23 protein-coding genes and 1 pseudogene are annotated in these 21,802 nt (G+C 73.2%); 9 read left to right on the top strand and 15 right to left on the bottom strand.

What is annotated here, in order from left to right; translation table 11 throughout:
- Position 1 precedes the first annotated feature (1 nt).
- Together KPF22_RS09680 and KPF22_RS09675 are read right to left on the bottom strand one after the other, a co-directional pair.
- Positions 2-715: an AAA family ATPase gene (locus KPF22_RS09680; RefSeq protein ID WP_208820952.1), complete on the bottom strand. Its 714-nt coding sequence runs from the start codon at positions 713-715 to the stop codon at positions 2-4.
- A gap of 23 nt (positions 716-738) precedes the next feature.
- Complete coding sequence (locus tag KPF22_RS09675; RefSeq protein WP_224401798.1) at positions 739-2,751, bottom strand: prolyl oligopeptidase family serine peptidase; 2,013 nt, start codon at positions 2,749-2,751, stop codon at positions 739-741.
- A gap of 49 nt (positions 2,752-2,800) precedes the next feature.
- Between KPF22_RS09675 and KPF22_RS31955 the strand changes: the two are divergent.
- Positions 2,801-2,881: pseudogene (locus KPF22_RS31955) on the top strand (LysR family transcriptional regulator); the annotation flags it as partial.
- Positions 2,882-3,103: 222 nt separating this feature from the next.
- On the opposite strand, the gene KPF22_RS09665 reads toward KPF22_RS31955, so the two are convergent.
- The 3 genes from KPF22_RS09665 to KPF22_RS09655 form a co-directional block, all read right to left on the bottom strand.
- On the bottom strand, positions 3,104-3,931 hold the full coding sequence (locus KPF22_RS09665) for a CoA ester lyase (protein ID WP_224401797.1): 828 nt from the start codon (positions 3,929-3,931) through the stop codon (positions 3,104-3,106).
- A gap of 91 nt (positions 3,932-4,022) precedes the next feature.
- Positions 4,023-4,352 carry a hypothetical protein gene (locus tag KPF22_RS09660; RefSeq protein ID WP_224401796.1) on the bottom strand — a complete coding sequence of 110 codons (330 nt, stop codon included), beginning with the start codon at positions 4,350-4,352 and terminating at the stop codon, positions 4,023-4,025.
- Between the two features lie 20 nt (positions 4,353-4,372).
- Positions 4,373-5,041, bottom strand: a complete 669-nt coding sequence (locus KPF22_RS09655; RefSeq protein WP_208820956.1) for an alpha/beta fold hydrolase — start codon at positions 5,039-5,041, stop codon at positions 4,373-4,375.
- Positions 5,042-5,109: 68 nt separating this feature from the next.
- Between KPF22_RS09655 and KPF22_RS09650 the strand changes: the two genes are divergently transcribed.
- A complete protein-coding gene (locus tag KPF22_RS09650) occupies positions 5,110-5,394 on the top strand; it encodes a hypothetical protein (RefSeq protein WP_224401795.1) in 285 nt (94 codons plus the stop codon).
- A gap of 80 nt (positions 5,395-5,474) precedes the next feature.
- Here the strand turns inward: KPF22_RS09650 and KPF22_RS09645 are convergent, their stop codons facing one another.
- From KPF22_RS09645 to KPF22_RS09615, 7 genes are all read right to left on the bottom strand, one after another.
- Positions 5,475-6,236, bottom strand: coding sequence for a succinate dehydrogenase/fumarate reductase iron-sulfur subunit (locus KPF22_RS09645; protein WP_224401794.1), 762 nt, complete (start codon positions 6,234-6,236; stop codon positions 5,475-5,477).
- Positions 6,233-8,140, bottom strand: a complete 1,908-nt coding sequence (locus KPF22_RS09640) for a fumarate reductase/succinate dehydrogenase flavoprotein subunit (protein ID WP_224402406.1) — start codon at positions 8,138-8,140, stop codon at positions 6,233-6,235. Before KPF22_RS09640 ends, KPF22_RS09645 begins: the two co-directional genes overlap by 4 nt.
- 8 nt (positions 8,141-8,148) lie before the next feature.
- Positions 8,149-8,949 carry a hypothetical protein gene (locus tag KPF22_RS09635; protein ID WP_073577414.1) on the bottom strand — a complete coding sequence of 267 codons (801 nt, stop codon included), beginning with the start codon at positions 8,947-8,949 and terminating at the stop codon, positions 8,149-8,151.
- A gap of 172 nt (positions 8,950-9,121) precedes the next feature.
- Positions 9,122-9,778, bottom strand: coding sequence for an alpha-ketoglutarate-dependent dioxygenase AlkB (locus KPF22_RS09630; protein WP_224401793.1), 657 nt, complete (start codon positions 9,776-9,778; stop codon positions 9,122-9,124).
- A gap of 74 nt (positions 9,779-9,852) precedes the next feature.
- Positions 9,853-10,602: a succinate dehydrogenase/fumarate reductase iron-sulfur subunit gene (locus tag KPF22_RS09625; protein ID WP_224401792.1), complete on the bottom strand. Its 750-nt coding sequence runs from the start codon at positions 10,600-10,602 to the stop codon at positions 9,853-9,855.
- Positions 10,603-10,616: 14 nt separating this feature from the next.
- Positions 10,617-12,584: a fumarate reductase/succinate dehydrogenase flavoprotein subunit gene (locus KPF22_RS09620; protein WP_208820964.1), complete on the bottom strand. Its 1,968-nt coding sequence runs from the start codon at positions 12,582-12,584 to the stop codon at positions 10,617-10,619.
- Positions 12,585-12,587: 3 nt separating this feature from the next.
- Entirely contained in the window at positions 12,588-13,307 is a 720-nt protein-coding gene (locus tag KPF22_RS09615; protein ID WP_178372991.1) for a succinate dehydrogenase cytochrome b subunit, read from the bottom strand.
- 87 nt (positions 13,308-13,394) lie between these two features.
- On the opposite strand from KPF22_RS09615, the gene KPF22_RS09610 reads away from it, so the two are divergent.
- Complete coding sequence (locus KPF22_RS09610; RefSeq protein ID WP_224401790.1) at positions 13,395-14,354, top strand: LysR family transcriptional regulator; 960 nt, start codon at positions 13,395-13,397, stop codon at positions 14,352-14,354.
- Positions 14,355-14,363: 9 nt separating this feature from the next.
- On the opposite strand, the gene KPF22_RS09605 is transcribed toward KPF22_RS09610, so the two are convergent.
- Positions 14,364-14,798 carry an STAS domain-containing protein gene (locus KPF22_RS09605; protein WP_224401789.1) on the bottom strand — a complete coding sequence of 145 codons (435 nt, stop codon included), beginning with the start codon at positions 14,796-14,798 and terminating at the stop codon, positions 14,364-14,366.
- A gap of 136 nt (positions 14,799-14,934) precedes the next feature.
- Here KPF22_RS09605 and KPF22_RS09600 point away from each other — a divergent pair, with 136 nt between their 5' ends.
- On the top strand, positions 14,935-16,302 hold the full coding sequence (locus KPF22_RS09600; protein ID WP_224401788.1) for a mycothione reductase: 1,368 nt from the start codon (positions 14,935-14,937) through the stop codon (positions 16,300-16,302).
- On the opposite strand, the gene KPF22_RS09595 is transcribed toward KPF22_RS09600, so the two are convergent.
- On the bottom strand, positions 16,299-17,471 hold the full coding sequence (locus KPF22_RS09595) for a low temperature requirement protein A (protein ID WP_224401787.1): 1,173 nt from the start codon (positions 17,469-17,471) through the stop codon (positions 16,299-16,301). The two genes, KPF22_RS09600 and KPF22_RS09595, sit on opposite strands and share 4 nt — an antisense overlap.
- A gap of 53 nt (positions 17,472-17,524) precedes the next feature.
- On the opposite strand from KPF22_RS09595, the gene KPF22_RS09590 reads away from it, so the two are divergent.
- From KPF22_RS09590 to KPF22_RS09575, 4 genes are read left to right on the top strand one after another with little or no spacing between them, the layout of a single operon-like run.
- The gene (locus tag KPF22_RS09590) at positions 17,525-18,679 is read left to right on the top strand and encodes a low temperature requirement protein A (protein ID WP_224401786.1); all 1,155 of its coding nucleotides are present in this window, start codon (positions 17,525-17,527) and stop codon (positions 18,677-18,679) included.
- 16 nt (positions 18,680-18,695) lie between these two features.
- Positions 18,696-19,184 (top strand): carboxymuconolactone decarboxylase family protein, encoded by a 489-nt coding sequence (locus KPF22_RS09585; RefSeq protein ID WP_208820974.1) that lies wholly within the window; start codon positions 18,696-18,698, stop codon positions 19,182-19,184.
- Between the two features lie 12 nt (positions 19,185-19,196).
- Positions 19,197-19,535 carry a GNAT family N-acetyltransferase gene (locus tag KPF22_RS09580; RefSeq protein ID WP_208820976.1) on the top strand — a complete coding sequence of 113 codons (339 nt, stop codon included), beginning with the start codon at positions 19,197-19,199 and terminating at the stop codon, positions 19,533-19,535.
- A complete protein-coding gene (locus KPF22_RS09575) occupies positions 19,532-20,500 on the top strand; it encodes a pirin family protein (protein ID WP_208820978.1) in 969 nt (322 codons plus the stop codon). Before KPF22_RS09580 ends, KPF22_RS09575 begins: the two co-directional genes overlap by 4 nt.
- 7 nt (positions 20,501-20,507) lie before the next feature.
- Here KPF22_RS09575 and KPF22_RS09570 read toward each other — a convergent pair whose 3' ends face one another.
- Positions 20,508-20,783 (bottom strand): ACT domain-containing protein, encoded by a 276-nt coding sequence (locus KPF22_RS09570; RefSeq protein WP_208820980.1) that lies wholly within the window; start codon positions 20,781-20,783, stop codon positions 20,508-20,510.
- A gap of 187 nt (positions 20,784-20,970) precedes the next feature.
- Here KPF22_RS09570 and KPF22_RS09565 point away from each other — a divergent pair, with 187 nt between their 5' ends.
- A complete protein-coding gene (locus KPF22_RS09565; protein ID WP_208820981.1) occupies positions 20,971-21,723 on the top strand; it encodes an SGNH/GDSL hydrolase family protein in 753 nt (250 codons plus the stop codon).
- Positions 21,724-21,802: the final 79 nt, after the last annotated feature.

Genomic DNA, 21,802 nt, shown 5'->3' with positions numbered 1-21,802 from the left:
CCTACAGGTGCCGCAGGAACGCGTCGGGGTCGGCGAGGAAGCTCCGGGTCAGGACGACCGGGAGCGCCTCGTCGTACCCCACGCGGCGGACCGCGCCGTCGTCGCCGATCTCCAGGATCGTCGCCCCGGGCAGCGCGAGCAGCACCGGCGAGTGGGTGGCGACGACGAACTGGCTGCCCCGCGCGGTCAGGTCGGTCATCCGGGCGAGCACCGCCAGGGCCCCGGTGACCGACAGGGCGGCCTCCGGCTCGTCGAGCAGGTAGAGGCCGCGCGGGAAGAACCGGTGGCGCAGCAGCGCCAGGAACGACTCGCCGTGGCTGCGCTCGTGCCCGGAGCCGCCGTAGGCCGGCAGCAGCGGCGGGCCGCCCGGCTCCCGGTCGAGTCGTTCCACCTCGGACGCGACGTTGTAGTACGACTCCGCACGCAGGAAGAAGCTGGTGCGCTCCCGGCCCGGCCGCCGGGCGACCCGCAGGTGCGACCCGAGGTCGGACTCGCTGGCCCGGGTCGCGAACCGGAACGACCGCGACCCGCCCTCGGGGTTCAGCCCCACTGCGACGGCGACCGCCTCCACCAGCGTCGACTTCCCGGACCCGTTCTCCCCCACCAGGAACGTCACGCCCGGGTAGAGCGCGAGCCCGCCGTGCTCGCGCAGCCACCGGACCACGGGGAGCTCGAACGGGTAGCCGCGCGACGGGGCCGCGGGATCGAGGGACATGCGGGCGATGAAGTGCCCCGCGCTCACAGGTTCTCGATCTCCACCGGCTCGATGCCCTCCTCCGCGGGCAGCGCGAACCCGAACACCCGGGAGTAGAACGCGAGCTCGGCGTCGAGGGCCCGGCGGATGTTCGCGGCCTGCCGGAAGCCGTGCTGCTCCCCGGCGAACAGCAGGTAGGCGACCGGCACCCCGCGCCCGCGCAGCGCGTCGACGATCATCTCCGACTGGTTGGGCGGGACGATGGCGTCCTCGTCGCCCTGGAGCACGATCAGCGGGGTGCGGAAACGCCCCACGTGGGTGAGCGGGGAGCGCTCGGTGTACACCGCCTCCGCCGCGGGCCACGGCCCGACCAGGCCGTCGAGGTAGCGGGACTCGAACTTGTGGGTGTCCCGGGCGAGCGCGGCCAGGTCGGCGACGCCGAAGTGGTCCGCCCCGGCGGAGAACGGGGTGTCGTCGCGGGCGAGGGCGGCCAGGGTGGTGAACCCGCCCGCGGAGCCGCCGCGGATCGCCATCCGGGCCGGGTCGACGCGGCCGGTGTCGGCGAGCGTGCGGGCCGCGGCGAGGCAGTCGGCGACGTCGACGATCCCCCAGGCGCCCTTCAGCTGCTCGCGGTAGGCGCGGCCGTAGCCGGTGGAGCCGCCGTAGTCGACGTCGACGACGCCGAACCCGCGGCTGGTCCAGTACTGCACGGCGACCGAGAGGACCGGGGTCGCGGAGCCGGTCGGCCCGCCGTGGATGACGACGAGCAGCGGCGGCAGCTCGCCCTCGGGGGCGTCGTGGCCTGCCGGCGGCGGGTAGAACAGCGCGTAGCCGGTGCGCGGGCTGCCCGCGGCGTCCGAGGACAGGAACGTGATCGGCTCGGGCACCGACACGGTCTCCGGGTGCAGGCCGAGGTCGCGCGGGGCGCGCAGGGTCTGCACCCCGGCCGCGCCGGGCTCCCCCGCGCCGTCCGGGGCGGGCACGACGCGGTGCACGCCCGGCTCGGCGGTGGGCGACCCGGCGACGCAGACGACGGCGTAGGGCCCGTCGGCGCGCACCGAGCCGATCGCGGTGAACGGGGTGTCGAGCTCGATGATCCGGCCGTCGACCTCCCGCACGACCAGCGCGTCGAAGCCCCGCGAGGAGCGGGCGAACACGACGCGGCCGTCCTCCAGGACGGCGTAGCGCGACCCGCCCAGCACCCAGCCGGGCACGCCGATCTCGGCGTCGATGCGCACGAGCGCCTCGATGTCGTGGCCGGGCAGCCAGCGGTAGAGGTTCCACCAGCCGGTGCGGTCGCTGATGAAGGTGAGCGACCCGTCGGGCTGCCACTGCGGCTCGGTGACCGACTCCCCCGGCCCGCCCGCGACGACGGTGTCCACCCCGGACGCCAGGTCGCGGACGGTGAGCTCGACGTCGTCCCACGGCATCGACGGGTGGTTCCAGGACAGCCAGGCCAGCGTGCCGCCGTCCGGGGAGATCCGCGGCGCGGCGACGAAGTCCGGGCCGCCGACCAGCACCTCAGGCTCCGACGGGGCGCGGGCGTCGAGCCACACGATCTCGTTGACGACCTCGGCGGCCGGGGTGTGCGCGGCGTGGTGGCGCTCGCGGACCACGACCATCCAGGTGCCGTCGGGGGCGACGTCGCCGTCGGCGTGGCGGTCGCCACGCGGCACCGCGGGCTCCGGGGTGAGCGCGACCGGGGCGGCGCCGCGGTCGAGCCGGTACAGGCGCTGGTCGGCCCACTCGACGTACCAGACGACGCCGGGGCTGCCGGCGTGCAGCCACCACGCGCCGCCGCCGTACTCGTGGACCGCCGAGCGGGCGTTCGCGCCCTCGGGCAGCAGGTCGGTGCGCGAGCCCGCGGCGTCGCCGCCGGTGCGGCGCACCAGCTGGGTCCGGCCGCCCTCCGCGGCGCGGCCCTCGGCCCAGACCACGCCGGTGTCCTCGGTGCCGGGCGCACCGTCGGGGCGGACCTCCCCGAGCCGCACCGCGGCCGTCACCACCACTTCGGACGTGACCGGTGTCGGCCACGACCCGTACCCGGAGATCGTCACGGCGCCCACGCTAGTCATCGCCGGGCCGCCGTGCCCGTAGGTTGTCGCCGTGCCGACACTGCGTGCGCTGGAATGCCTGGTGGCCGTCCTCGACCACGGGTCGGCGACCGGGGCGGCCGCGGCCCTGCACCTGTCCCGGCCCGCGCTGTCCCACCAGCAGGCCCGGCTCGAACGCGAGATCGGCACCCGCTGCTGGAGCGGCTGCCGCGCGGGGTGCGCCCGACCGTCGCGGGTCGGGCGGTGCGCGCCGACGCCGTCGCCGCGCCGGCAGCCGCGGACCGGGTGCCGACGACCGGGCGCCGCACAGTCCCGTCGCGCGATCGATGGTCCCGACCTGTGCGATGACCGTCTCTTATGCCTCGGCCAGCCGCAGGGTCGCCCGGGCCCGGGCGAGCACCGGTGCGTCGACCATCTCCCCGCCGAACCGGAAGACCCCGGGGTGCCGCTCCGCCTCGGCGAGCAGGGCGCGGGCGTGCTCGGTCTCGGCGTCGCCGGGCCGGAACCCGCGGCGGACGACCTCCACCTGCGACGGGTGGATGCACACCTTCGCCGCGAACCCCGCGTTCGCCGCATCGACGGTGTCGGCGAGCAGGGTGTCGGTGTCGGCGATGTCGGTGAGCACCGTGTCGACCGGGGCCCGGCCCGCGGCGCGGGCGGCGTAGAGGATCCGGGTGCGGGCCTCGGCGAGGGCCGGTCCGTAGCCGCCGCCGGCCGCGCGCCCGGTGCGCCCGCCCAGGTCGGCGAGCAGGTCCTCGCTGCCCCACATCAGGCCCGCGCAGTTCGACGCCCGGGCGATCGACGGCGCCTCCAGCACCCCGTGCGCGGTCTCGCACAGCGCGATCACCGGGTGCGGGGCCAGCGCCTCCACCGCGGCGGCGCTCGTCGCCATCGGCAGCATCAGTGTGAGGTCGGGGTGGACGGCCAGCGCGGCGACGTCGCCGTCGTGGGCGGGGGCGCCGGGCGCGTTGACCCGCACGACCACCCGGGTGCGGTCCAGCTCCGCCAGCGCGGCGACGACGGCGTCCCGGGCGCCGTCCTTGTCGTCCGGGCCGACGGCGTCCTCCAGGTCGAGGATGACGGCGTCGGCCGCGGCGAGCGCCTTGGCGAACCGGTCGGGCCGGTCGCCGGGGCAGAACAGCAGGGCCGGCCCGTGGTCGAGGGGGCGGACGATGGGGTCCACGGTGGAGTTCCTCCGGAGGGGACGGGGACGGGCGTCGGAATGCAGGATCGTCCGCCGCGCCGGGATCGGCGCGGCGGACACGCGGGGCGGCTCAGCGTCGCACCGACGCCGCCTCCCGCAGCAGCCTCGCCGCGACCGGCAGCGCGCCGGGCCGCAGCACCGGCGCCAGCCCGACGATCCCGCGCATCCCGGTCCACCAGCGGACCTGCCCGTCGGTGCGGAGCACACCGACCGCAGGCGCCCGGCACCCGGCGACGGCGGCCGGCAGGTTCGGGTAGATCTCGGCCAGCCGTGGCTCGTGGCAGGACCGCGCACGGACCCGGACGGTCACGCAGCCCGGCAGCTCCCGTGCGATCCGCGAGCACGGCGCGCAGGCCGCGTCGTGCACCACCACCAGCTCCCGGATCCGCGTGCGCGCCACGACGCCATCATCGCCTGCGCTCAGCGACCGAGCACCGCCGCGGCCAGCGCGCCGGGGTGCGACAGCATCGGGTGGTGCCCGCCGGGGACCATCTCCGGCACGACGCCGCGCAGCCGCCGGGCGAGCATCGTCCGGACGAACGCGGCCGGGAACAGCTTGTCCTCGCGGCACAGCAGGTACCGGGTCGGCACGTCCGGCCAGGCCGCACGCGGCCACGGCTGGGTCCACGGCGTCGCGGACTGGTCGCGCTCGTGACGCAGTGCCTCGTTCGCCACCGACTCCTCGACGTCGTGGTAGAAGAGCCCGACGACGTCGTCGGGGTCGCGCCCGTCGCGGGCGTCCTGCTCGGCGAGCGCCACCCCGGCGCCGGTCGCGTCGCCCCACTGCGCCGCGGACTCGCCCGGCAGCGGCACCATCGCCGTCACCAGGACGAGCCCACGCACCGCGATCCGGTCGCACACCAGCGGTGCGCTGAACCCGCCGAAGGAGTGCGCGACGACCACGAGGTCGTCGGCACCGCCGACCGCGGCCACGACGGCGTCGGCGTAGGTCTCCAGCCCGGCGGTGTCGTCGTCGCAGGGCAGCTCGACCGGCACCGCGCGGTGGCCGCGCCGGGTCAGCTCCCGTTCCAGCGGACCCCAGTACCAGGTGTCGGTCCCCGCCCCGGGGACCAGCGCGAAGGTCGTCATACCGGTGACGACCGCCCACCGGGGGCGTTCTCATCGCCTACCGTCGAGGGCGGAACCGAGGAGGCCCGATGACCGACCCGACCCACCTGCCCGCCGTCCCCGACCCGGAGCCGGTCGTGCCCGACCCTGCCGTCCCCGACCCGGTCGAGCCCGTCACCGACTACACCGACGACGGCGTCCCCACGTTCTCCTACGTGCGCGACCGCATCGAGGGCCGCGCCGCCACCGCGGCGGCCGCCGAGGAGCTCGCGGGCGGCGACGCGCGCGCCGCGGAGGCGGAGGACGCGTTCGCCGAGCGCGAGCGCAAGGCCGCCGACCGGCTCGCCGAGATCCGCCGGTCGATGGAGCGCTGAGCGACCCGTCGCACCCCCGGCGCGGTCCCCGCACCCCGTGCGGCGGGTGCGACGCCCGCCGCCGGGGTGCGCGGGCACGCTCAGCTCCCGGAGCGCCGGAAGATCTTGTCCCCCAGCCACACCAGCGGGTCGTACTTGCGGTCCACCGCGCGCTCCTTGAGCGGGATGAGCGCGTTGTCGGTGATCTTGATGTGCTCGGGGCACACCTCGGTGCAGCACTTGGTGATGTTGCAGAACCCCAGCCCGTGCTCCTCCTGGGCCTCGACGGCGCGGTTGCCGTGCGCGTCGAGCGGGTGCATGTCCAGCTCCGCCATCCGCATCAGGTAGCGCGGCCCGGCGAACGCCTCCTTGTTCTCCTCGTGGTCGCGGACCACGTGGCAGGTGTTCTGACACAGGTAGCACTCGATGCACTTGCGGAACTCCTGGCTCCGCTCGACGTCGACCTGCGCCATCCGGTACTCGCCCGGAGCCACGCCCTCGGGCGGGGTGAAGCTGGGGATCTCGCGGGCCTTGGTGTAGTTGAACGACACGTCGGTCACGAGGTCGCGGATCACCGGGAAGCTGCGCAGCGGCGTGACGGTGACGACCTCCGCGTCGTCGAAGGTGTTCATCCGCGTCATGCACATCAGCCGCGGCCGGCCGTTGATCTCCGCCGAGCACGAGCCGCACTTGCCCGCCTTGCAGTTCCACCGCACGGCCAGGTCGCCGGCCTCGGTGGCCTGCAGCCGGTGGATGACGTCGAGGACGACCTCGCCCTCGTTCACCTCCACCGGGTAGTCGACCAGCTCGCCCTTGGTGTCGTCGCCGCGCCAGACGCGGAAGTGGTGCAGGTGACTGCTCACTGGTTCCCCTCCGCGGAGTCGGCGCGGTGACCGCCCAGCTCGTCTCCGGTGTAGTACTTCTTCAGCTCGTCCATCTCGAACAGGTCGAACAGGTCCGACCGCATCGGGAGCTGCTCCTGACGGGTCAGCTCGACGTCGTCCTCGCCGATCGCCCGGCACACCAGCAGCAGGTGCCGCCAGTCCGAGTCCATGACCGGGAAGTCGTCGCGGGTGTGCCCGCCCCGGGACTCCTGGCGCTCCAGCGCGGCCTTGCCGGTGCACAGCGCGACGAGCAGCATGTTCCGCAGGTCCAGGGCCAGGTGCCAGCCGGGGTTGAACCGGCGGTGCCCCTCGACCGAGACGGTGCGGGTGCGGGTGGCGATGTCCTCGAGCTTCTTGAGGGCGAGCTCCATCTCGTCGCCCTTGCGGATGATCCCGACGAGCTCGTGCATCGTCTTCTGCAGTTCCTGCTGCACCACGAACGGGTTCTCCCCGCCCTCGGTGGCGCTGGAGAACGGCAGCATCGCCCGCTCCAGCGCGGCGGCGACGTCGGACTCGGCCACGGCGGGCCGGCCGGCGTCGGCGTGCTGCGCGGCGTGCAGCCCGGCGCGACGGCCGAACACCAGCAGGTCCGACAGCGAGTTGCCGCCGAGCCGGTTGGAGCCGTGCATGCCGCCCGCGACCTCGCCCGCGGCGAACAGCCCCGGCACCTTCGACATCGCGGTGTCCGGCTCGACCTCCACCCCGCCCATCACGTAGTGGCAGGTCGGGCCGACCTCCATCGGCTCCTTGGTGATGTCGACGTCGGCCAGCTCCTTGAACTGGTGGTGCATCGACGGCAGCCGCTTGAGGATCTCCTCGGGCTTCAGCCGGGTCGACACGTCGAGGAACACCCCGCCGTGCTCGGTCCCGCGCCCGGCCTTGACCTCGGAGTTGATCGCCCGGGCCACCTCGTCGCGGGGCAGCAGCTCCGGCGGGCGCCGGTTGTTGTCCGGGTCGGTGTACCAGCGGTCGCCCTCCTCCTCGGAGGTGGCGTACTGCTCCTTGAACACGTCCGGCACGTACTCGAACATGAACCGCTTGCCGTCGGTGTTGCGCAGCACGCCGCCGTCGCCGCGGACCGACTCGGTGACCAGCAGGCCCCGCACCGAGGGCGGCCACACCATGCCCGTCGGGTGGAACTGCAGGAACTCCATGTTGATCAGCGTCGCGCCGGCGCGCAGGGCCAGCGCGTGGCCGTCGCCGGTGTACTCCCAGGAGTTCGACGTGACCGAGTAGCTCTTCCCGACCCCGCCGGTGGCGAGCACGATCGCCGGGGCGTCGAAACGCACGAACCGGCCGTCGCCGCGGAAGTAGCCGAAGCAGCCCGAGATCGCGCCGTCGGTGGTGAACAGCTCGGTGATCGTGCACTCGTGGAAGACCCGGATGCGGGACTCGGCGTCGCCGGTCTCGGCGAGGTCCTCCTGCTGCAGCGAGACGACCTTCTGCTGCAGGGTGCGGATCAGCTCCAGGCCGGTCCGGTCGCCGACGTGCGCCAGCCGCGGGTAGGTGTGCCCGCCGAAGTTGCGCTGGCTGATCTTGCCGTCCGTGGTGCGGTCGAACAGCGCACCGTAGGTCTCCAGCTCCCAGACCCGGTCCGGGGCCTCCTTGGCGTGCAGCTCGGCCATCCGCCAGTTGTTGAGGAACTTCCCGCCGCGCATGGTGTCGCGGTAGTGGACCTGCCAGTTGTCGTTCGGGTTGGCGTTGCCCATCGACGCCGCGCAGCCGCCCTCGGCCATCACGGTGTGCGCCTTGCCGAACAGCGACTTGGAGATGATTGCCGTCCGCTTGCCCTGCAGCCGCGCCTCGATCGCCGCCCGCAGGCCGGCACCGCCGGCCCCGATGACGACGACGTCGTAGTCGTGCCGCTCGATCTGTTCGTCCATCTCGGTGCTCACCCCACGATCCGCAGGTCGCTGATCCAGCCGGCGGAGACGGCCATGACGTAGAAGTCGGTGACGGCGAGGCTCACCAGCGTCGCCCACGCGAACTGGTTGTGCCGCGTGTTCAGCTTCGAGACCTGGGTCCAGAGCTTGTAGCGGACCGGGTGCTTCGAGAAGTGGTTGAGCCGCCCGCCGACGGCGCTGCGGCACGAGTGGCACGAGAGCGTGTAGCCGAACAGCAGCACCACGTTCACGACCAGGATGATGTTGCCCAGCCCCAGGCCGAACCCGCCGCCGGGCTTGGCGAAGGCCAGCACCGCGTCGTAGGCGTTGATCAGCGTGATGATCCCGGCGATGTAGAAGAAGTAGCGGTGCGCGTTCTGCAGGATCAGCGGGAAGCGCGTCTCACCGGTGTAGCGGCGGTGCGGCTCGGCCACCGCGCAGGCCGGCGGGGAGAGCCAGAACGCCCGGTAGTAGGCCTTGCGGTAGTAGTAGCAGGTCAGCCGGAACAGCAGCAGGAACGGCAGGGAGACCGCCGCGTAGGGCAGCCACCAGACGTCGGGCAGGAACCGGCCGAAGTGCGACGCCTCCTCGACGCAGCCCGTCGAGACGCACGGCGAGTAGAACGGCGTCAGATAGCCGTACTCGGGGACGAAGTAGTAGTCCTGCATGAACGCCCGCACGGTCGCGTAGGCGACCCAGGCGACGAACGCCACGAAGGTGGCCAGCGGGGGAAGCCACCATCGGTCCGTGCGCAGCGTGCGCGCGGCGATGGTGGCCCGGCCGGTGGACGCGTCAGTGGTGGATGACACGTACGGGAGCTCCTGTCGTCTCGACGACGCCGAAGAGACCTGACACGACGTCGTGTCCTCGTGAACACCCGCCGCACACACGGTGCGGTGGTCGCCAGAGAGTACGACCCACATCACATGTGATCTACGTCGGGACCGTGATTGGGCGTCGCATCGAGACGTGGCTCACACGTCACGGGCCGTCGAGACCCGATTCGCGCAGCGTGACGTTCAGCCGCCCGGACCGCAGGCCGGTACCGGGCGGTCCGGGGTCGTCGAGCAGCCGGGGCACCCCGTGGAACGCCAGCCGGCTCGCCCCGCCGAACACGACGAGGTCACCGGAGTACAGCTCGACGTCGGTCCACGGCCGCCCGCGGTGCCCGGCGGAGCCGAGCCGGAACAGGCACGCCCGCCCGACCGACAGCGACACCACCGGGGCGGGCGAGCGTTCCTCGCGGTCCTGGTGCAGGCCCATGCGGGCGTCGCCGTCGTAGAAGTTGACCACCGCGACGTCCGGCCGGTACGCCTGCGCGTCCGGGTGGCCGGTCGCGGCCAGCGCGGCCCGGCCGAGGTCGGCCAGCCACGACGGGACCGGTGGGACGGCACCGCCGTCCTGGTCGTCGCGGGTGCGCGAGTAGCGGTAGGGCAGCCAGTGCCATCCCAGGCAGACGCTGCGGACCGACATCACGCCACCGCCGGGGAGCGTCACCGTGCGCAGACCGGGGCCGTCGCGGACCCACTCCCGGCAGGCGTCGGCCAGCCTGCGCTGCCCGGGGAGGTCGAGCCAGTCCGGGACGTGCACCGCGCCGGGCCCGAGCGCACGCCGCTCCCGTCCGAACAGTCCGTCCACGACCCCTCCCCACGACGCACGACGGCCCGGGCACCCCGTGGAAGGGGTGGCCCGGGCCGTCGCGACGGTGTGTCCTACTTCTTCCGGCCGCCCACCGTGGCCGCGAGGTAGTCGCGGTTCAGCTGGGAGATCACGTCGAGCGGGATCTCCTTCGGGCAGGCGGTGGCGCAGGCACCGGTGTTGGTGCAGCCGCCGAACCCGGCGGCCTCGTGCTCCTCCACCATGCTGACGACGCGCTCGTAGCGCTCCGGCTGGCCCTGCGGCAGCTCACCCAGGTGGGTCAGCTTCGCGCCCAGGAACAGCGACGCCGACCCGTTCGGGCAGGCTGCGACGCAGGCACCGCAGCCGATGCAGTTCGCCGCGGCGAACGAGCGGTCCGCGGCGACCTTCGGCACGGCGTTGGAGTTGGCCTCCGGCGCCGACCCGGTGTTCACCGAGACGTAGCCACCGGCCTGGATCATCTTGTCGAACGCGGCGCGGTCGACGACGAGGTCCTTGATGACCGGGAACGAGCCCGAGCGGAACGGCTCGATGACGATCGTGTCGCCGTCGGAGTAGTGCCGCATGTGCAGCTGGCAGGTGGTGGTCGCCCGCTGCGGGCCGTGCGGCCGGCCGTCGATGACCATGCTGCACGAGCCGCAGATGCCCTCGCGGCAGTCGTGGTCGAACGCGACCGGCTCGTCGCCGGAGAAAATCAGCTTCTCGTTGAGCACGTCGAGCATCTCGAGGAACGACATGTCCTCGTCGGCGTCGACGGTGTAGGTGACCAGGCGCCCCTTGTCGACCGCGTCGCGCTGGCGCCAGACCTTCAGGTTGAGCTTCATGTCCGTCGGTCCTCTTACTTGTAGCTGCGCTGGGTCGGGTGCACGTACTCGAACGTGAGCTCCTCCTTGTGCAGGACCGGAGCCTGCCCGCGGCCGGTGTACTCCCAGGCCGAGGTGAAGGAGAAGTTCTCGTCGTCGCGCTGCGCCTCGCCGTCCTCGGTCTGGCTCTCCCCGCGGAAGTGACCGCCGCAGGACTCGCGACGCACGAGCGCGTCGAGACACATGAGCTCGCCGAGCTCGAGGAAGTCGGCCACCCGGCCGGCCTTCTCCAGGCTCTGGTTGAGCTCCGCGCCGGTACCCGGCACCTTGACGTTGTTCCAGAACTCGCGACGGAGCTCGGGGATGCGGTCCAGCGCCTTGCGCAGACCCTCCTCGGTGCGCTCCATCCCGCAGTAGTCCCACATGATCTGGCCCAGCTCGCGGTGGAACGAGTCCACCGTGCGGGTGCCGTTGATCGACAGGAACTGGTCGATCCGGTCGGTGACCGACTGCACGGCCTCGACGACCTCGGGCGCGTCGTCCGGGACGGCGTCGAGCTCGTTCTTGGCCAGGTAGTCGCCGATCGTGACCGGGAGGACGAAGTAGCCGTCGGCCAGGCCCTGCATCAGCGCGGACGCACCGAGCCGGTTCGCGCCGTGGTCGGAGAAGTTGGCCTCGCCCGCCACGTAGAGACCCGGGACGGTCGACTGCAGGTCGTAGTCGACCCAGAGGCCACCCATCGTGTAGTGCACGGCGGGGAAGATCCGCATCGGGACCTCGTACGGGTTCTCACCCGTGATCCGCTCGTACATCTCGAACAGGTTGCCGTACTTGTTCTCGACCGCCTTGCGGCCGAGCCGCTGGATGGCGTCGTCGAAGTCCAGGTACACGCCCAGGCCCGACGGACCGACGCCGCGCTTCTCGTCGCAGACCTCCTTGGCGGCCCGGGACGCGATGTCGCGGGGCACCAGGTTGCCGAACGCCGGGTACTTGCGCTCGAGGAAGTAGTCGCGCTCGGAGTGCGGGATCTCGTTCGGCCCGCGGTCGTCGCCGAGCTTCTTCGGGACCCAGACGCGGCCGTCGTTGCGCAGCGACTCCGACATCAGGGTCAGCTTCGACTGGTGGTCGCCGGAGACCGGGATGCAGGTCGGGTGGATCTGGGTGAAGCAGGGGTTCGCGAACAGCGCGCCCTTGCGGTGCGCCCGCCAGGAGGCGGTCACGTTGCAGCCCTTGGCGTTCGTCGACAGGTAGAAGACGTTGCCGTAGCCGCCGGAGGCGAGCACGACCGCGTCGGCGGTGTGCACCTCGATCTCGCCGGAGACCATGTCGCGCGCGACGATGCCGCGGGCCCGCCCCTCGACGACGATCAGCTCCAGCATCTCGTGCCGGGCGTACATCTCGACGGTGCCGGCCTTCACCTGGCGCTCCAGCGCCTGGTAGGCGCCGATCAGCAGCTGCTGGCCGGTCTGGCCGCGGGCGTAGAAGGTGCGGGAGACCTGCACGCCGCCGAACGAGCGGTTGTCGAGCAGACCGGCGTAGTCGCGGGCGAACGGGACGCCCTGCGCGACGCACTGGTCGATGATCTGGCGGGAGATCTCGGCGAGCCGGTGGACGTTGGACTCCCGCGCACGGAAGTCGCCGCCCTTCACGGTGTCGTAGAACAGCCGGTAGACGCTGTCGCCGTCGTTGCGGTAGTTCTTCGCCGCGTTGATGCCGCCCTGCGCGGCGATCGAGTGCGCGCGCCGCGGGCTGTCCTGGTAGCAGAACGTCTTGACGTGGTAGCCGGCCTCGCCGAGCGTGGCGCTCGCGGAGCCGCCGGCCAGGCCGGAACCCACGACGATGATCTTCTTCGAGCGCTTGTTCGCCGGGTTGACCAGCTTGACGCCGAAACGACGGCGCTCCCAGCGGGTCTCGATGGCGCCCGAGGGGACCGCCTTGTCGACGACCGGCTCACCGGTCGCGTAGTCGGCGTAGGAAACGTGGTGGGACGAGGCGTCAGTCATGGGTCAGACCACTCCGAACGTGACGGCGAGGGGCACCGAGATGAAGCCGAGGGTCAACACGGCGGCGAAGACCGTCGACACCACCTTGATGGTGCGCTCACGGCTGTTCGACGACCACCCGAGCGTCTGGATGCCCGAGAAGATGCCGTGCTGGACGTGGAAGCCCAGCGCGACCACCGCGAGGACGTAGAACAGGGTGACGTACCAGCGGGCGAGGGTGAAGTCGGCCGCGAGGTTGTCGGCCACCGCGAGGTGCACGCCGTTCGGGTTCAGCGTGCCCGCGGTGAGGTCGAGCAGGTGGTAGATCACGAACAGCGCGATGATCACGCCGCCCCAGCGCATGGTGCGGGCCGCGTAGCTGCCCTTGACCTGGTAGGAGCCACCCGCGTACTTGATCGGGCGGGCCCTGCGCGCACGCAGGGCGAGCATCGTCGCCGACCAGATGTGGGCGACCACCGCGACGACCAGCACCACGCGGACGATCCAGAGCATGCCCGAGTAGGGCAGCGCCGGCTCCAGGATCGTGCGCAGCCACGCCGCGTAGTGATCGATCGCCTCGGGGCCGAAGAAGATCTTCAGGTTCCCGATCATGTGCAGCGTGACGTAGCCGAGCAGCACGACGCCGCTCACCGCCATCACGAACTTCAGCAGCGCACTGGGCGTGCGCGGGCGCCGGGGTGCGGCGGGCTTGGCTCCGCCGCCGGCCCGGGACTTCTCGGACATCGTGACCACGTCCTCCAGTGGACATACCAACGGGTAAGGCAGTCCAATGCATGAAACGGTCTCCGCCCATAGCCGTAAGCTATGCACGTGACACTTCAGCAGCTCATGTACTTCGTCGCCGTGGCGAACGTGCGCAGCTTCACTCGGGCGGCCGACCAGGTGGGGGTCGCCCAGCCGACCCTGAGCCGCGCGCTGCGGGCGCTGGAGGACGAACTGGGCTCCCCGCTGATCAACCGCGGGTCGGCCGTCACGCTGACCCCGGCCGGTGAGGCGGTGCTGCCACTGGCACGCAGGATGCTCGCCGATTCCGACATGGTCCGCACGACGGTGGCCGAGATGGTCGGACTGCGCAGCGGTCGGGTACGGGTCGGGGCGACGCCGTCGCTGTGCATCGGCGTGCTGTCCGACGTGCTGCGGGTCTTCCACGCCCGGCACCCCGAGATCGCCGTCGAGCTCGCCGAGGACGGCTCGCAGCCGCTGGAGGCGGCGCTGGTGCAGGGGGAGCTGGACGTCGCGCTGGTGATCGTGCCCCCCGACGGTGTGGACCCCACCCTGCACACCGCTCCCCTGCTGCGCGAACGGCTCTCGGTCGCCTCGCCGCGGGCGCGCAGGCCGCTGACCCCGCGCGGGTCGATGACGGTGTCCGAGCTCGCCCGGCACGACCTGGTGATGGTGCGCCAGGGCTACGACCTGCGGGAGGTGACCCTGCGGGCCTACGCCGTCGCCGGGGTCACGCCGCGGATCGCCGTCGAGGGCGGTCAGATGGACGCGGTGCTGCGCATGGTCGAGGCCGGCACCGGGGTGGCGGTGGTGCCGGACCTGACGTTCATCGGGCGGCCGCGGCTGCGGCGCACGGTGCTCAACCCGGCGATCCACCGCACGGTGGCGCTGGCGCGGCGGGCCGACATCGCCCCCACCCCGGCCGTCATCGCCTTCGCGGACACGCTGCTGGAGCACATGTCCGACACCTCGGCGTCGCTGCGGGAGGGCACGACCGACGTCCAGGTGCTGCACCGGCACCGGACCGGCCGGGAGCTGCTCGGCTGAGGGCCGGGGTCAGTCGGGCACCGGGAACAGCGGGGCGTGACCCCCGGGGCCCTCGGGCGGCGGGTGCGGGTCGAGCACCCGCAGGTGCTCGCACGTGCCGGTCACCTGCAGGACCCGGCGGACCTGGCGCGCCGCGCCGCAGTACAGCTCCAGCACGACCCCGGCCGCGGCCGCGTCGCGGTGGCAGTCCAGCAGCGCCGCGACCCCTGCCGAGCCGAGGAAGCCGACCGCGGACAGGTTCAGCACGATCCGCGGGGCCGCGGCGAACCAGGCGACCACCTGCTCGGCCAGGAACGGCGCGGTCGCGACGTCGACGTCGCCGACGGCGTGCAGCGCCACCGGCCCCGACGGGTGCGGCACCGTCTCCAGGGCCAGGCCGCCGCCCTCCGCGGTCGCGGCGGACAGGCCGGGCACTCCTCCCGGGCCCTCCTTCGGATCGGTCATCACCGGCCGCCTCCCGCGGGGCGCCGCGCCACCGCCGGTGGCCAGAGTGCCAGGACCGCACGCTGGTCGCCCGATGGCGGCGGTGTCCTCGGCCCGTCGACGCGCGGGGCGCCGCCGGTCTTCCTACGCTCGGCGGGTGGCCCATCACGATCTCGCAATCGTCGGCACCGGATCCGGGAACATGATCGTCGACGACCGCTTCGACGGTCTCGACGTCGCCCACGTCGAGGCGACCCGGTTCGGCGGGACCTGCCTCAACGTCGGCTGCATCCCGACCAAGATGCTCGCCTACACCGCCGAGGTCGCCGAGACCGTGCGGGCGGCGTCGTCCTACGGCGTGGACGCCCGGATCGACCGGATCCGCTGGAGCGACATCCGCGATCGGGTCTTCGCCCGGCTCGACCCGATCGGCGACGAGGGCCGCGACCACCGCCGTGCCCACGGCACCGTCTACGACGGCGCGGCCCGCTTCACCGGGCCGCGCGCGATGACCGTGGAACTGACCGACGGCGGCACCGCGGAGTTCACCGCGGACCGGATCGTGCTCGCCGTCGGGGGACGGCCGGTCGTCCCGCCACCGGTCGCGGACTCGGGCGTCCCGTTCCACACCTCGGACACGATCATGCGGATCGACGAGCTGCCCGAGCACCTGGCGATCATCGGCGGCGGCTACATCGCGGCCGAGTTCGCGCACGTGTTCGGCGGGCTGGGCTGCGAGGTCACGATCGTCGAGAGCGCCGACACCCTGCTCGGCGGGATGGACGAGACCGTCGTGGAGCGGTTCACCGACGCCGCCCGCGAGCGCTTCACCGTCCACACCGGCCGGACGGTGGAGAAGGTCACCGGCGGCGAGGGCGACGTGCGGCTCCACCTCGACGACGGCACCGAGGTCCGGGCCGACCGGCTGCTCGTCGCGGCCGGGCGCCGTCCGAACTCCGACCGGCTCGACCCGGACCACGCCGGGGTCGACACCGACGACGCCGGCCGCGTCGTCGTCGACGCCCACGGCCGCACCACCGCCGACGGGGTGTGGGCGCTGGGCGACATCTCGACCCCGCACCCGCTCAAGCACGTCGCGAACCACGAGGCCGAGGTCGTCGGGCACAACCTCGCCCACCCCGACGACCTGCGCGAGGTCGACCACGGGTCCGTGCCGGCCGCGGTGTTCACCACCCCGCAGATCGGCTCCGTGGGGCGCACCGAGCAGCAGTGCCGCGAGGAGGGCCTGGAGTTCCGGGTCGGGCTCCACGAGTACGCCGACGTCGCCTTCGGCTGGGCGCTGGAGGAGCAGCGCGGGTTCTGCAAGGTCCTCGTCGCCCCCGACGGCACGCTGCTGGGGGCGCACCTGCTCGGCCCGCAGGCGTCGACGATGGTCCAGCAGCTGGTGCAGGCGATGGCGCTGGGCGTGACCGCGCAGCGGCTCGCCGACGTCCAGTACTGGATCCACCCCGCCCTGACCGAGGTGCTGGAGAACGCGCTGCGCGACGCCGTCGGGGAGGACTAGGCCCGCCGCTCGGTCAGCTCGGTGACCACGGCCAGCCCGACCACCACGGCGAGCACGACCAGGCCGATCACGATCGCGGGCAGCGCGTGCCCGGCGGCGAGCGCGACCGCCGCGGCCACGACCAGCACGGCCGCGGCGACGTAGCGGGACCGCCCGACCGTCCCGGTCCGGCCCTGCAGGTAGAGCTTGTTGCCCACGAGGTAGAGCAGCGGACCGCCGACCGAGGTCAGCACCAGGGCCGGGGTGTTCTCCGGGTGCGTGAGGTGCAGGTCGATCGCGACCGCGAAGAGCACCGCACCGGCCACCATCAGGCCGTGTGCGTAGGCGAACGCGGCCCGCGCCGCGCGGGTCGACCCGTCGCCGGAGGCCGCCCGGGTGCCGTGTCCGGCGAGCGCGAAGTAGGACCACCACAGCGCGACCAGTCCGGCGAACCCGAGCAGGGTGATCACCACCGCGTAGGGGGTCACGACCTCCATCTCCGACAGCGTGAAACCCATGATCAGGATCGACTCGCCGAGCGCGATGATGAACACCAGCCGGTTGCGCTCGGCGAGGTGCTCCACGTCGGTCGGCCACTCCTCCATCGGGGTGCGGCCGAGCCCCGGCACCCGGAACTCGAACCGCGGGCCCGCCATGTCGACGGCGACGGCGACGGCCCAGACCACGAGCCGCGCCACCGGCGGGAGGAACGCGCCGACGACCATCAGCACCGACGCGGCCGTGCTCCACACCAGCAGGTTGCGGTAGTTGCGGGCCATGACGTGCCCGCGCACGGTCACGACCAGGAACAGCGGGCGGCCGATCTGGGCGGCGGCGAAGCACAGCGCGAACAGCAGGCCCGAGTCGCCGAACGCGCCCGGTAGCGCCAGGGCCATCCCGAGTGCCGCGAGCATCAGCCCGGCGTTGAGCATCCGGACCGACGGCCGGGCCGGGTCCAGGTAGTTCATCGCCCAGGCCGAGTAGTTCCACAGCCACCAGACCGCGGCGAACAGGACCGCCGTCTCCAGCGCCCCGACCGGGGTCAGGTGGTACAGCAGCGTGTGCGAGACCTGGACGATCGCGAACACGTAGACGAGGTCGAAGAACAGCTCGATCGGGGCGACCTCGGAGTCGCCCGCCCGGCGCAGCACCCGTGGCCGGGCGTCCGGTGTGGTGTCCGGTGTGGTCATCGGTGGGTCCTTCCCCGTGTCGGCGCAGCCGAAGGGTAGTGCGGCGCGCAACGATGGCCGGTGTGAACCTCGGTCTGCGCGCGATGCGCCCCCGCGACCCGGACGAGCCCCACCGGGCGGCCAGTCCGCTGGAGCTGTTCTTCGACCTGGTGTTCGTGGTGGCGGTGTCGCTGTCGTCGGCCGCGCTGCACCACTCCGAGTCCGGCGGACACGTCGGTGCCGGGGTCGGGTCGTACCTGCTGGTGTTCTTCGGCATCTGGTGGGCCTGGATGAACTTCACCTGGTTCGCCTCGGCCTTCGACGTCGACGACTGGCTCTACCGCGTCACCACCCTGGTGCAGATGGCGGGGGCGCTGGTGCTGGCCGCGGGGACCCCGTCGGCGATGGCCGGTGAGGGCTACGGCGTGCTCGTCTCGGGCTACGTGGTGATGCGCCTGGCGATGGTCACGCAGTGGCTGCGGGCGGCCCGCTCGCACCCGGAGCTGCGGGTCACGGCGCTGCGCTACGCGGGCGGCATCGTCGTCGTCCAGCTGCTGTGGATCGCCTGGGTGCTCGTGGACCCGCACCCGGTCGGGTTCGTCGTGCTGGCGCTGGCCGAGCTGGCGGTCCCGGTGGTCGCCGAGCGGGCGCGGACGACGCCGTGGCACCCGCACCACATCGCCGAGCGATACAGCCTGTTCACCCTGATCCTGCTGGGCGAGTCGGTCCTGGCGTCGACGACGGCCGTGGTCGACGCGCTGTCCTCCGCCGAGCACCTGGGCCCGCTGCTGCTGCTCTCGGCGTGCGGGCTCGTGCTGGCGGCGGGCATGTGGTGGGTCTACTTCGCCCGCGACCAGCACGAGCACCTGCGGGCCATGCCACGGGCGCTGGTGCACGGCTACGGCCACTACCTCGTCTTCGCCGCGGCCGGGGCGTTCTCGGCGGGCATCGAGGTGGCCGTCGACGTCGACACCACCGCGACCGGGCTGTCCGCCGCCGCGGCCGGGGCGACGCTGACGGTGCCGGTCGCGCTGTTCGTCCTCGGGGTGTGGGCGCTCGCGCTGCGCCCCACACTCACCGCCGGGCGCAGCGCCGCCGTCGTCGTGCTGGCGGGGCTGCTGGGGCTGTCGGCGTTCGCGCCGTTCACCCCGGTCGTCGCCGCGGTGGTGATGGTGGCGGTGGTCGTGACCGTCGAGACAGCACCCGCCCGGAACACCGTCGCCGCGTGACGGGTTCGGAGGTGACATGGGCCGGGTGTGGATCGACAAGCAGACCCCCGAGGTGTTCCGGGCGATGACCGACGTCGTCGCGGTCGTGCGCGAGCGCGCCGCCGCGGCCGGGGTGGACCGGGACCTGCTGGAGCTGGTGAACCTGCGGGTCTCCCAGATCAACGGCTGCGAGACCTGCCTGGACACGCACTGGCGGTCGGGACTGGCGGCCGGGCTGACCCCGCAGCGGATGGCGCTGCTCCCGGCCTGGTGCGACAGCGCCCTCTACGACGCGCGCGAGCGCGCCGCGCTCGGTCTCGCCGAGGCCGTCACCCGGACCGCCGGGACCCACCTCGACGACGACGCCTACGCCGCCGTCCGCGGTGACCTCACCGACGACGAGGTGTCGGTGCTGGTCTGGGCGGCGATCACCATCAACGCGTTCAACCGGGTCTCGATCCTGTCGGCGCACCCCGTCCCCGAGCGCGACACCGACGGCCGCGTGGTGCGCCGCCGGGCGTCCTGAGAGGCTGAGCACATGTCCGGCGACACCGACGACACCGTGGTCACCCACGACACGGGCCACCACCGCTACGAGATCCTGCTCGACGGCACCGTGGTCGGCCGGGCCGAGTACGTCGACGACCACGAGCAGCGGATCTTCCACCACACCGAGGTCGACCCGGAGCTGTCCGGGCGCGGGCTCGCGAGCACCCTGGTCCGCTTCGCGCTGGACGACACCCGCGCCGCCGGGAAGCGGATCGTGCCGGTCTGCCCGTACGTGCGGCGCTGGGTGTCGACCCACCAGGGCTACGCCGACATCCTCGACCCGGTGACGCCCGACGCCGTCGCCACCGTCCGGCGGAGGGCACGGTGAGCAACGTCGAGACCGCGCCGGAGGAGGTCGTCTGCGGGGGCGACACCGCCGCCGCGGAGCTGGTGACCCCGCGCGACGTGCCGCTGGGCGGGCCGCGGGCGATGACGGTGCGCCGCACGCTGCCCCGTCGCACCCGGTCGCTGATCGGGGCCTGGTGCTTCCTGGACCACTACGGCCCGGACCGGGTCGCCGACACCGGCGGGATGGCCGTGCCGGGGCATCCGCACACCGGGCTGGCGACCGTGTCGTGGCTGTTCACCGGGGAGGTCGAGCACCGCGACACCACCGGCGCGCACGCGGTCGTGCGCCCGGGCGAGCTGAACCTGATGACCGCGGGGTCCGGCATCGCACACTCGGAGTTCTCCACGCCCGGTACCGAGGTGCTGCACGGGGTGCAGCTGTGGCTGGCGCTGCCCGCCGCGCACCGGGACACCGCACCCCGCTTCGAGCACTACGCGCCGCCCCGGGTGCGGGCCGGGGACGCCGCGCTGCGGGTGTTCCTCGGGTCGCTGGCCGGGTCGTCGTCGCCGGTGGAGACGTTCACCCCGCTGCTGGGCGCCGAGGTCGTGCTGCCCGCCGGGGCGGCGGTGACGCTCGACGTCGACGCCGGGTTCGAGCACGGCGTGCTGGTCGACACCGGCGCGGCGCGGGTGTGCGGGACGGCGGCCGCGTCCGCCGAGCTCGTGTACCTCCCGCCGGGCCGGACGACCCTGGACCTGCACGCCGGCGACGACGGCGCGCGCCTGGTGCTGCTCGGCGGGGAGCCGTTGGGCGAGCAGATCGTGATGTGGTGGAACTTCGTCGGTTCCACCCACGACGAGATCGCGGCCTTCCGGGAGCAGTGGCAGGACGAGCGTGCCGCCGGGGGGCGGGACGGCGGGCGCTTCGGGGCGTTCCCGGACGCCTGGGAGTCGACGTTGCCGGCGCCGGAGCTGCCGAACGCGCGGTTGACCCCTCGGGGGTAGCCCCGGATCAGCCCAGGTCGGCGCGCACCACCGGCACGACCCGGCGCAGCTGCTCGAGGAGCAGGTCGGCGTCCCGGCCGTCGCGGGTGACGACGAGGTCGACCCGGCCGATCTCGCCGGACATGTCGACCCGCAGCGAGCGGACCTTCCAGCGGCGCGACCGCAGTGTGGTGAGGACCTTGTACAGGCCGTCGTCGGCGTCGGTCAGCAGCAGCGAGACGACGTGACCGTGCTCGGCGGGATCGCTTCCGGGACGGGTGCGCTCGGCGGTGGGGGCGTTCATCGGATCTCCGGTGTTCGAGGGCGAACGTCAGGATCCGGCCAGGTCCGGCGGGCACGACGTGCCACGCGCCGGCTCCCTGGCTTCAGCCGGCGCGCCGGGTAATGATCCGACCGCGCACGGGCCGAGGGTAACAGCCGTCACCACCCCCGGGCCGAGCCGTGGCGGCCGCGACGCGGATGCTGACCCCGTGCGGTACGTGGCGATCGGGGACAGCTTCACCGAGGGCGTGGGCGACGAGGACGCGGCGGGCGTCCCCCGCGGCTGGGCCGACCGGGTCGCCGCCGGGCTGGCCGGCGCCTCCGGCGAACCGGTGCACTACGCGAACCTGGCCGTACGGGGCCGGCTGCTGGCCGACGTCGTCGGGCCACAGCTGGACGCCGCGCTGGCGCTGGACCCCGCACCGACGCTGATCACGCTCAACGGTGGCGGCAACGACATGCTGCGGCCCCGCACCGACGTCGCCGGGCTCGCCGCGCTGACCGCCCGCGCCGTCGACCGCTGCGCGGCGGCGGGGGTCCGGCTGGTGCTGCTCAGCGGCGCCGACCCGTCGGACCGGCTCCCGCTGGGACGGGTCGTCCACCGCCGCGGCGCCGAGCTGACGGCCACGGTGCGCACGCTCGCCGCCGCACACGGGCTCACCTTCGTCGACGTGTTCGGCGACGCCGAGATCCGCAGGCCCGGCTACTGGTCGGACGACCGCCTGCACCTGGGCACGCCCGGGCACCTGCGCGCCGCCGGGCTGGTGCTGGAGGCACTCGGGGTGCGCGGCGCGACGCCCGCGACGACCGTCGCCACGACCTCGCCGACCGGGCCGGCCGCGGGGCTCGCCTACTACCGTGCCCACGTCCTGCCCTGGGTCGGACGACGGCTCCGGGGCCGGTCCTCCGGGGACGGCCGCCCGGCGAAGGCCCCGGCGTGGACGGTCGTCCCGGCACGCTGAGCTGTGCCGATCCGTGACCCCGCCATCACGGGAGCCGTCGGAGGTGATCACCCCGACGGCGAGTACCACAACGACGTCT

This window comes from Pseudonocardia sp. ICBG1034 (assembly GCF_020131375.1).
Classification (GTDB): Bacteria; Actinomycetota; Actinomycetes; order Mycobacteriales; family Pseudonocardiaceae; genus Pseudonocardia; species Pseudonocardia alni.
The sequence above is the reverse complement of the archived record's forward strand: the minus strand, read 5'-3'. Positions and strand labels throughout refer to the sequence as shown.

What these genes read in the sequence shown, in the direction of transcription:
- KPF22_RS09680 (WP_208820952.1), bottom strand. Translation starts at nt 715, where the DNA reads ATGTCCCTCGATCCCGCGGCCCCGTCGCGCGGCTACCCGTTCGAGCTC.
- KPF22_RS09655 (WP_208820956.1), bottom strand. Translation starts at nt 5,041, where the DNA reads ATGACGACCTTCGCGCTGGTCCCCGGGGCGGGGACCGACACCTGGTAC.
- KPF22_RS09650 (WP_224401795.1), top strand. Translation starts at nt 5,110, where the DNA reads ATGACCGACCCGACCCACCTGCCCGCCGTCCCCGACCCGGAGCCGGTC.
- KPF22_RS09640 (WP_224402406.1), bottom strand. Translation starts at nt 8,140, where the DNA reads ATGGACGAACAGATCGAGCGGCACGACTACGACGTCGTCGTCATCGGG.
- KPF22_RS09625 (WP_224401792.1), bottom strand. Translation starts at nt 10,602, where the DNA reads ATGAAGCTCAACCTGAAGGTCTGGCGCCAGCGCGACGCGGTCGACAAG.
- KPF22_RS09620 (WP_208820964.1), bottom strand. Translation starts at nt 12,584, where the DNA reads ATGACTGACGCCTCGTCCCACCACGTTTCCTACGCCGACTACGCGACC.
- KPF22_RS09615 (WP_178372991.1), bottom strand. Translation starts at nt 13,307, where the DNA reads ATGTCCGAGAAGTCCCGGGCCGGCGGCGGAGCCAAGCCCGCCGCACCC.
- KPF22_RS09605 (WP_224401789.1), bottom strand. Translation starts at nt 14,798, where the DNA reads ATGACCGATCCGAAGGAGGGCCCGGGAGGAGTGCCCGGCCTGTCCGCC.
- KPF22_RS09595 (WP_224401787.1), bottom strand. Translation starts at nt 17,471, where the DNA reads ATGACCACACCGGACACCACACCGGACGCCCGGCCACGGGTGCTGCGC.
- KPF22_RS09590 (WP_224401786.1), top strand. Translation starts at nt 17,525, where the DNA reads ATGGCCGGTGTGAACCTCGGTCTGCGCGCGATGCGCCCCCGCGACCCG.
- KPF22_RS09585 (WP_208820974.1), top strand. Translation starts at nt 18,696, where the DNA reads ATGGGCCGGGTGTGGATCGACAAGCAGACCCCCGAGGTGTTCCGGGCG.
- KPF22_RS09580 (WP_208820976.1), top strand. Translation starts at nt 19,197, where the DNA reads ATGTCCGGCGACACCGACGACACCGTGGTCACCCACGACACGGGCCAC.
- KPF22_RS09570 (WP_208820980.1), bottom strand. Translation starts at nt 20,783, where the DNA reads ATGAACGCCCCCACCGCCGAGCGCACCCGTCCCGGAAGCGATCCCGCC.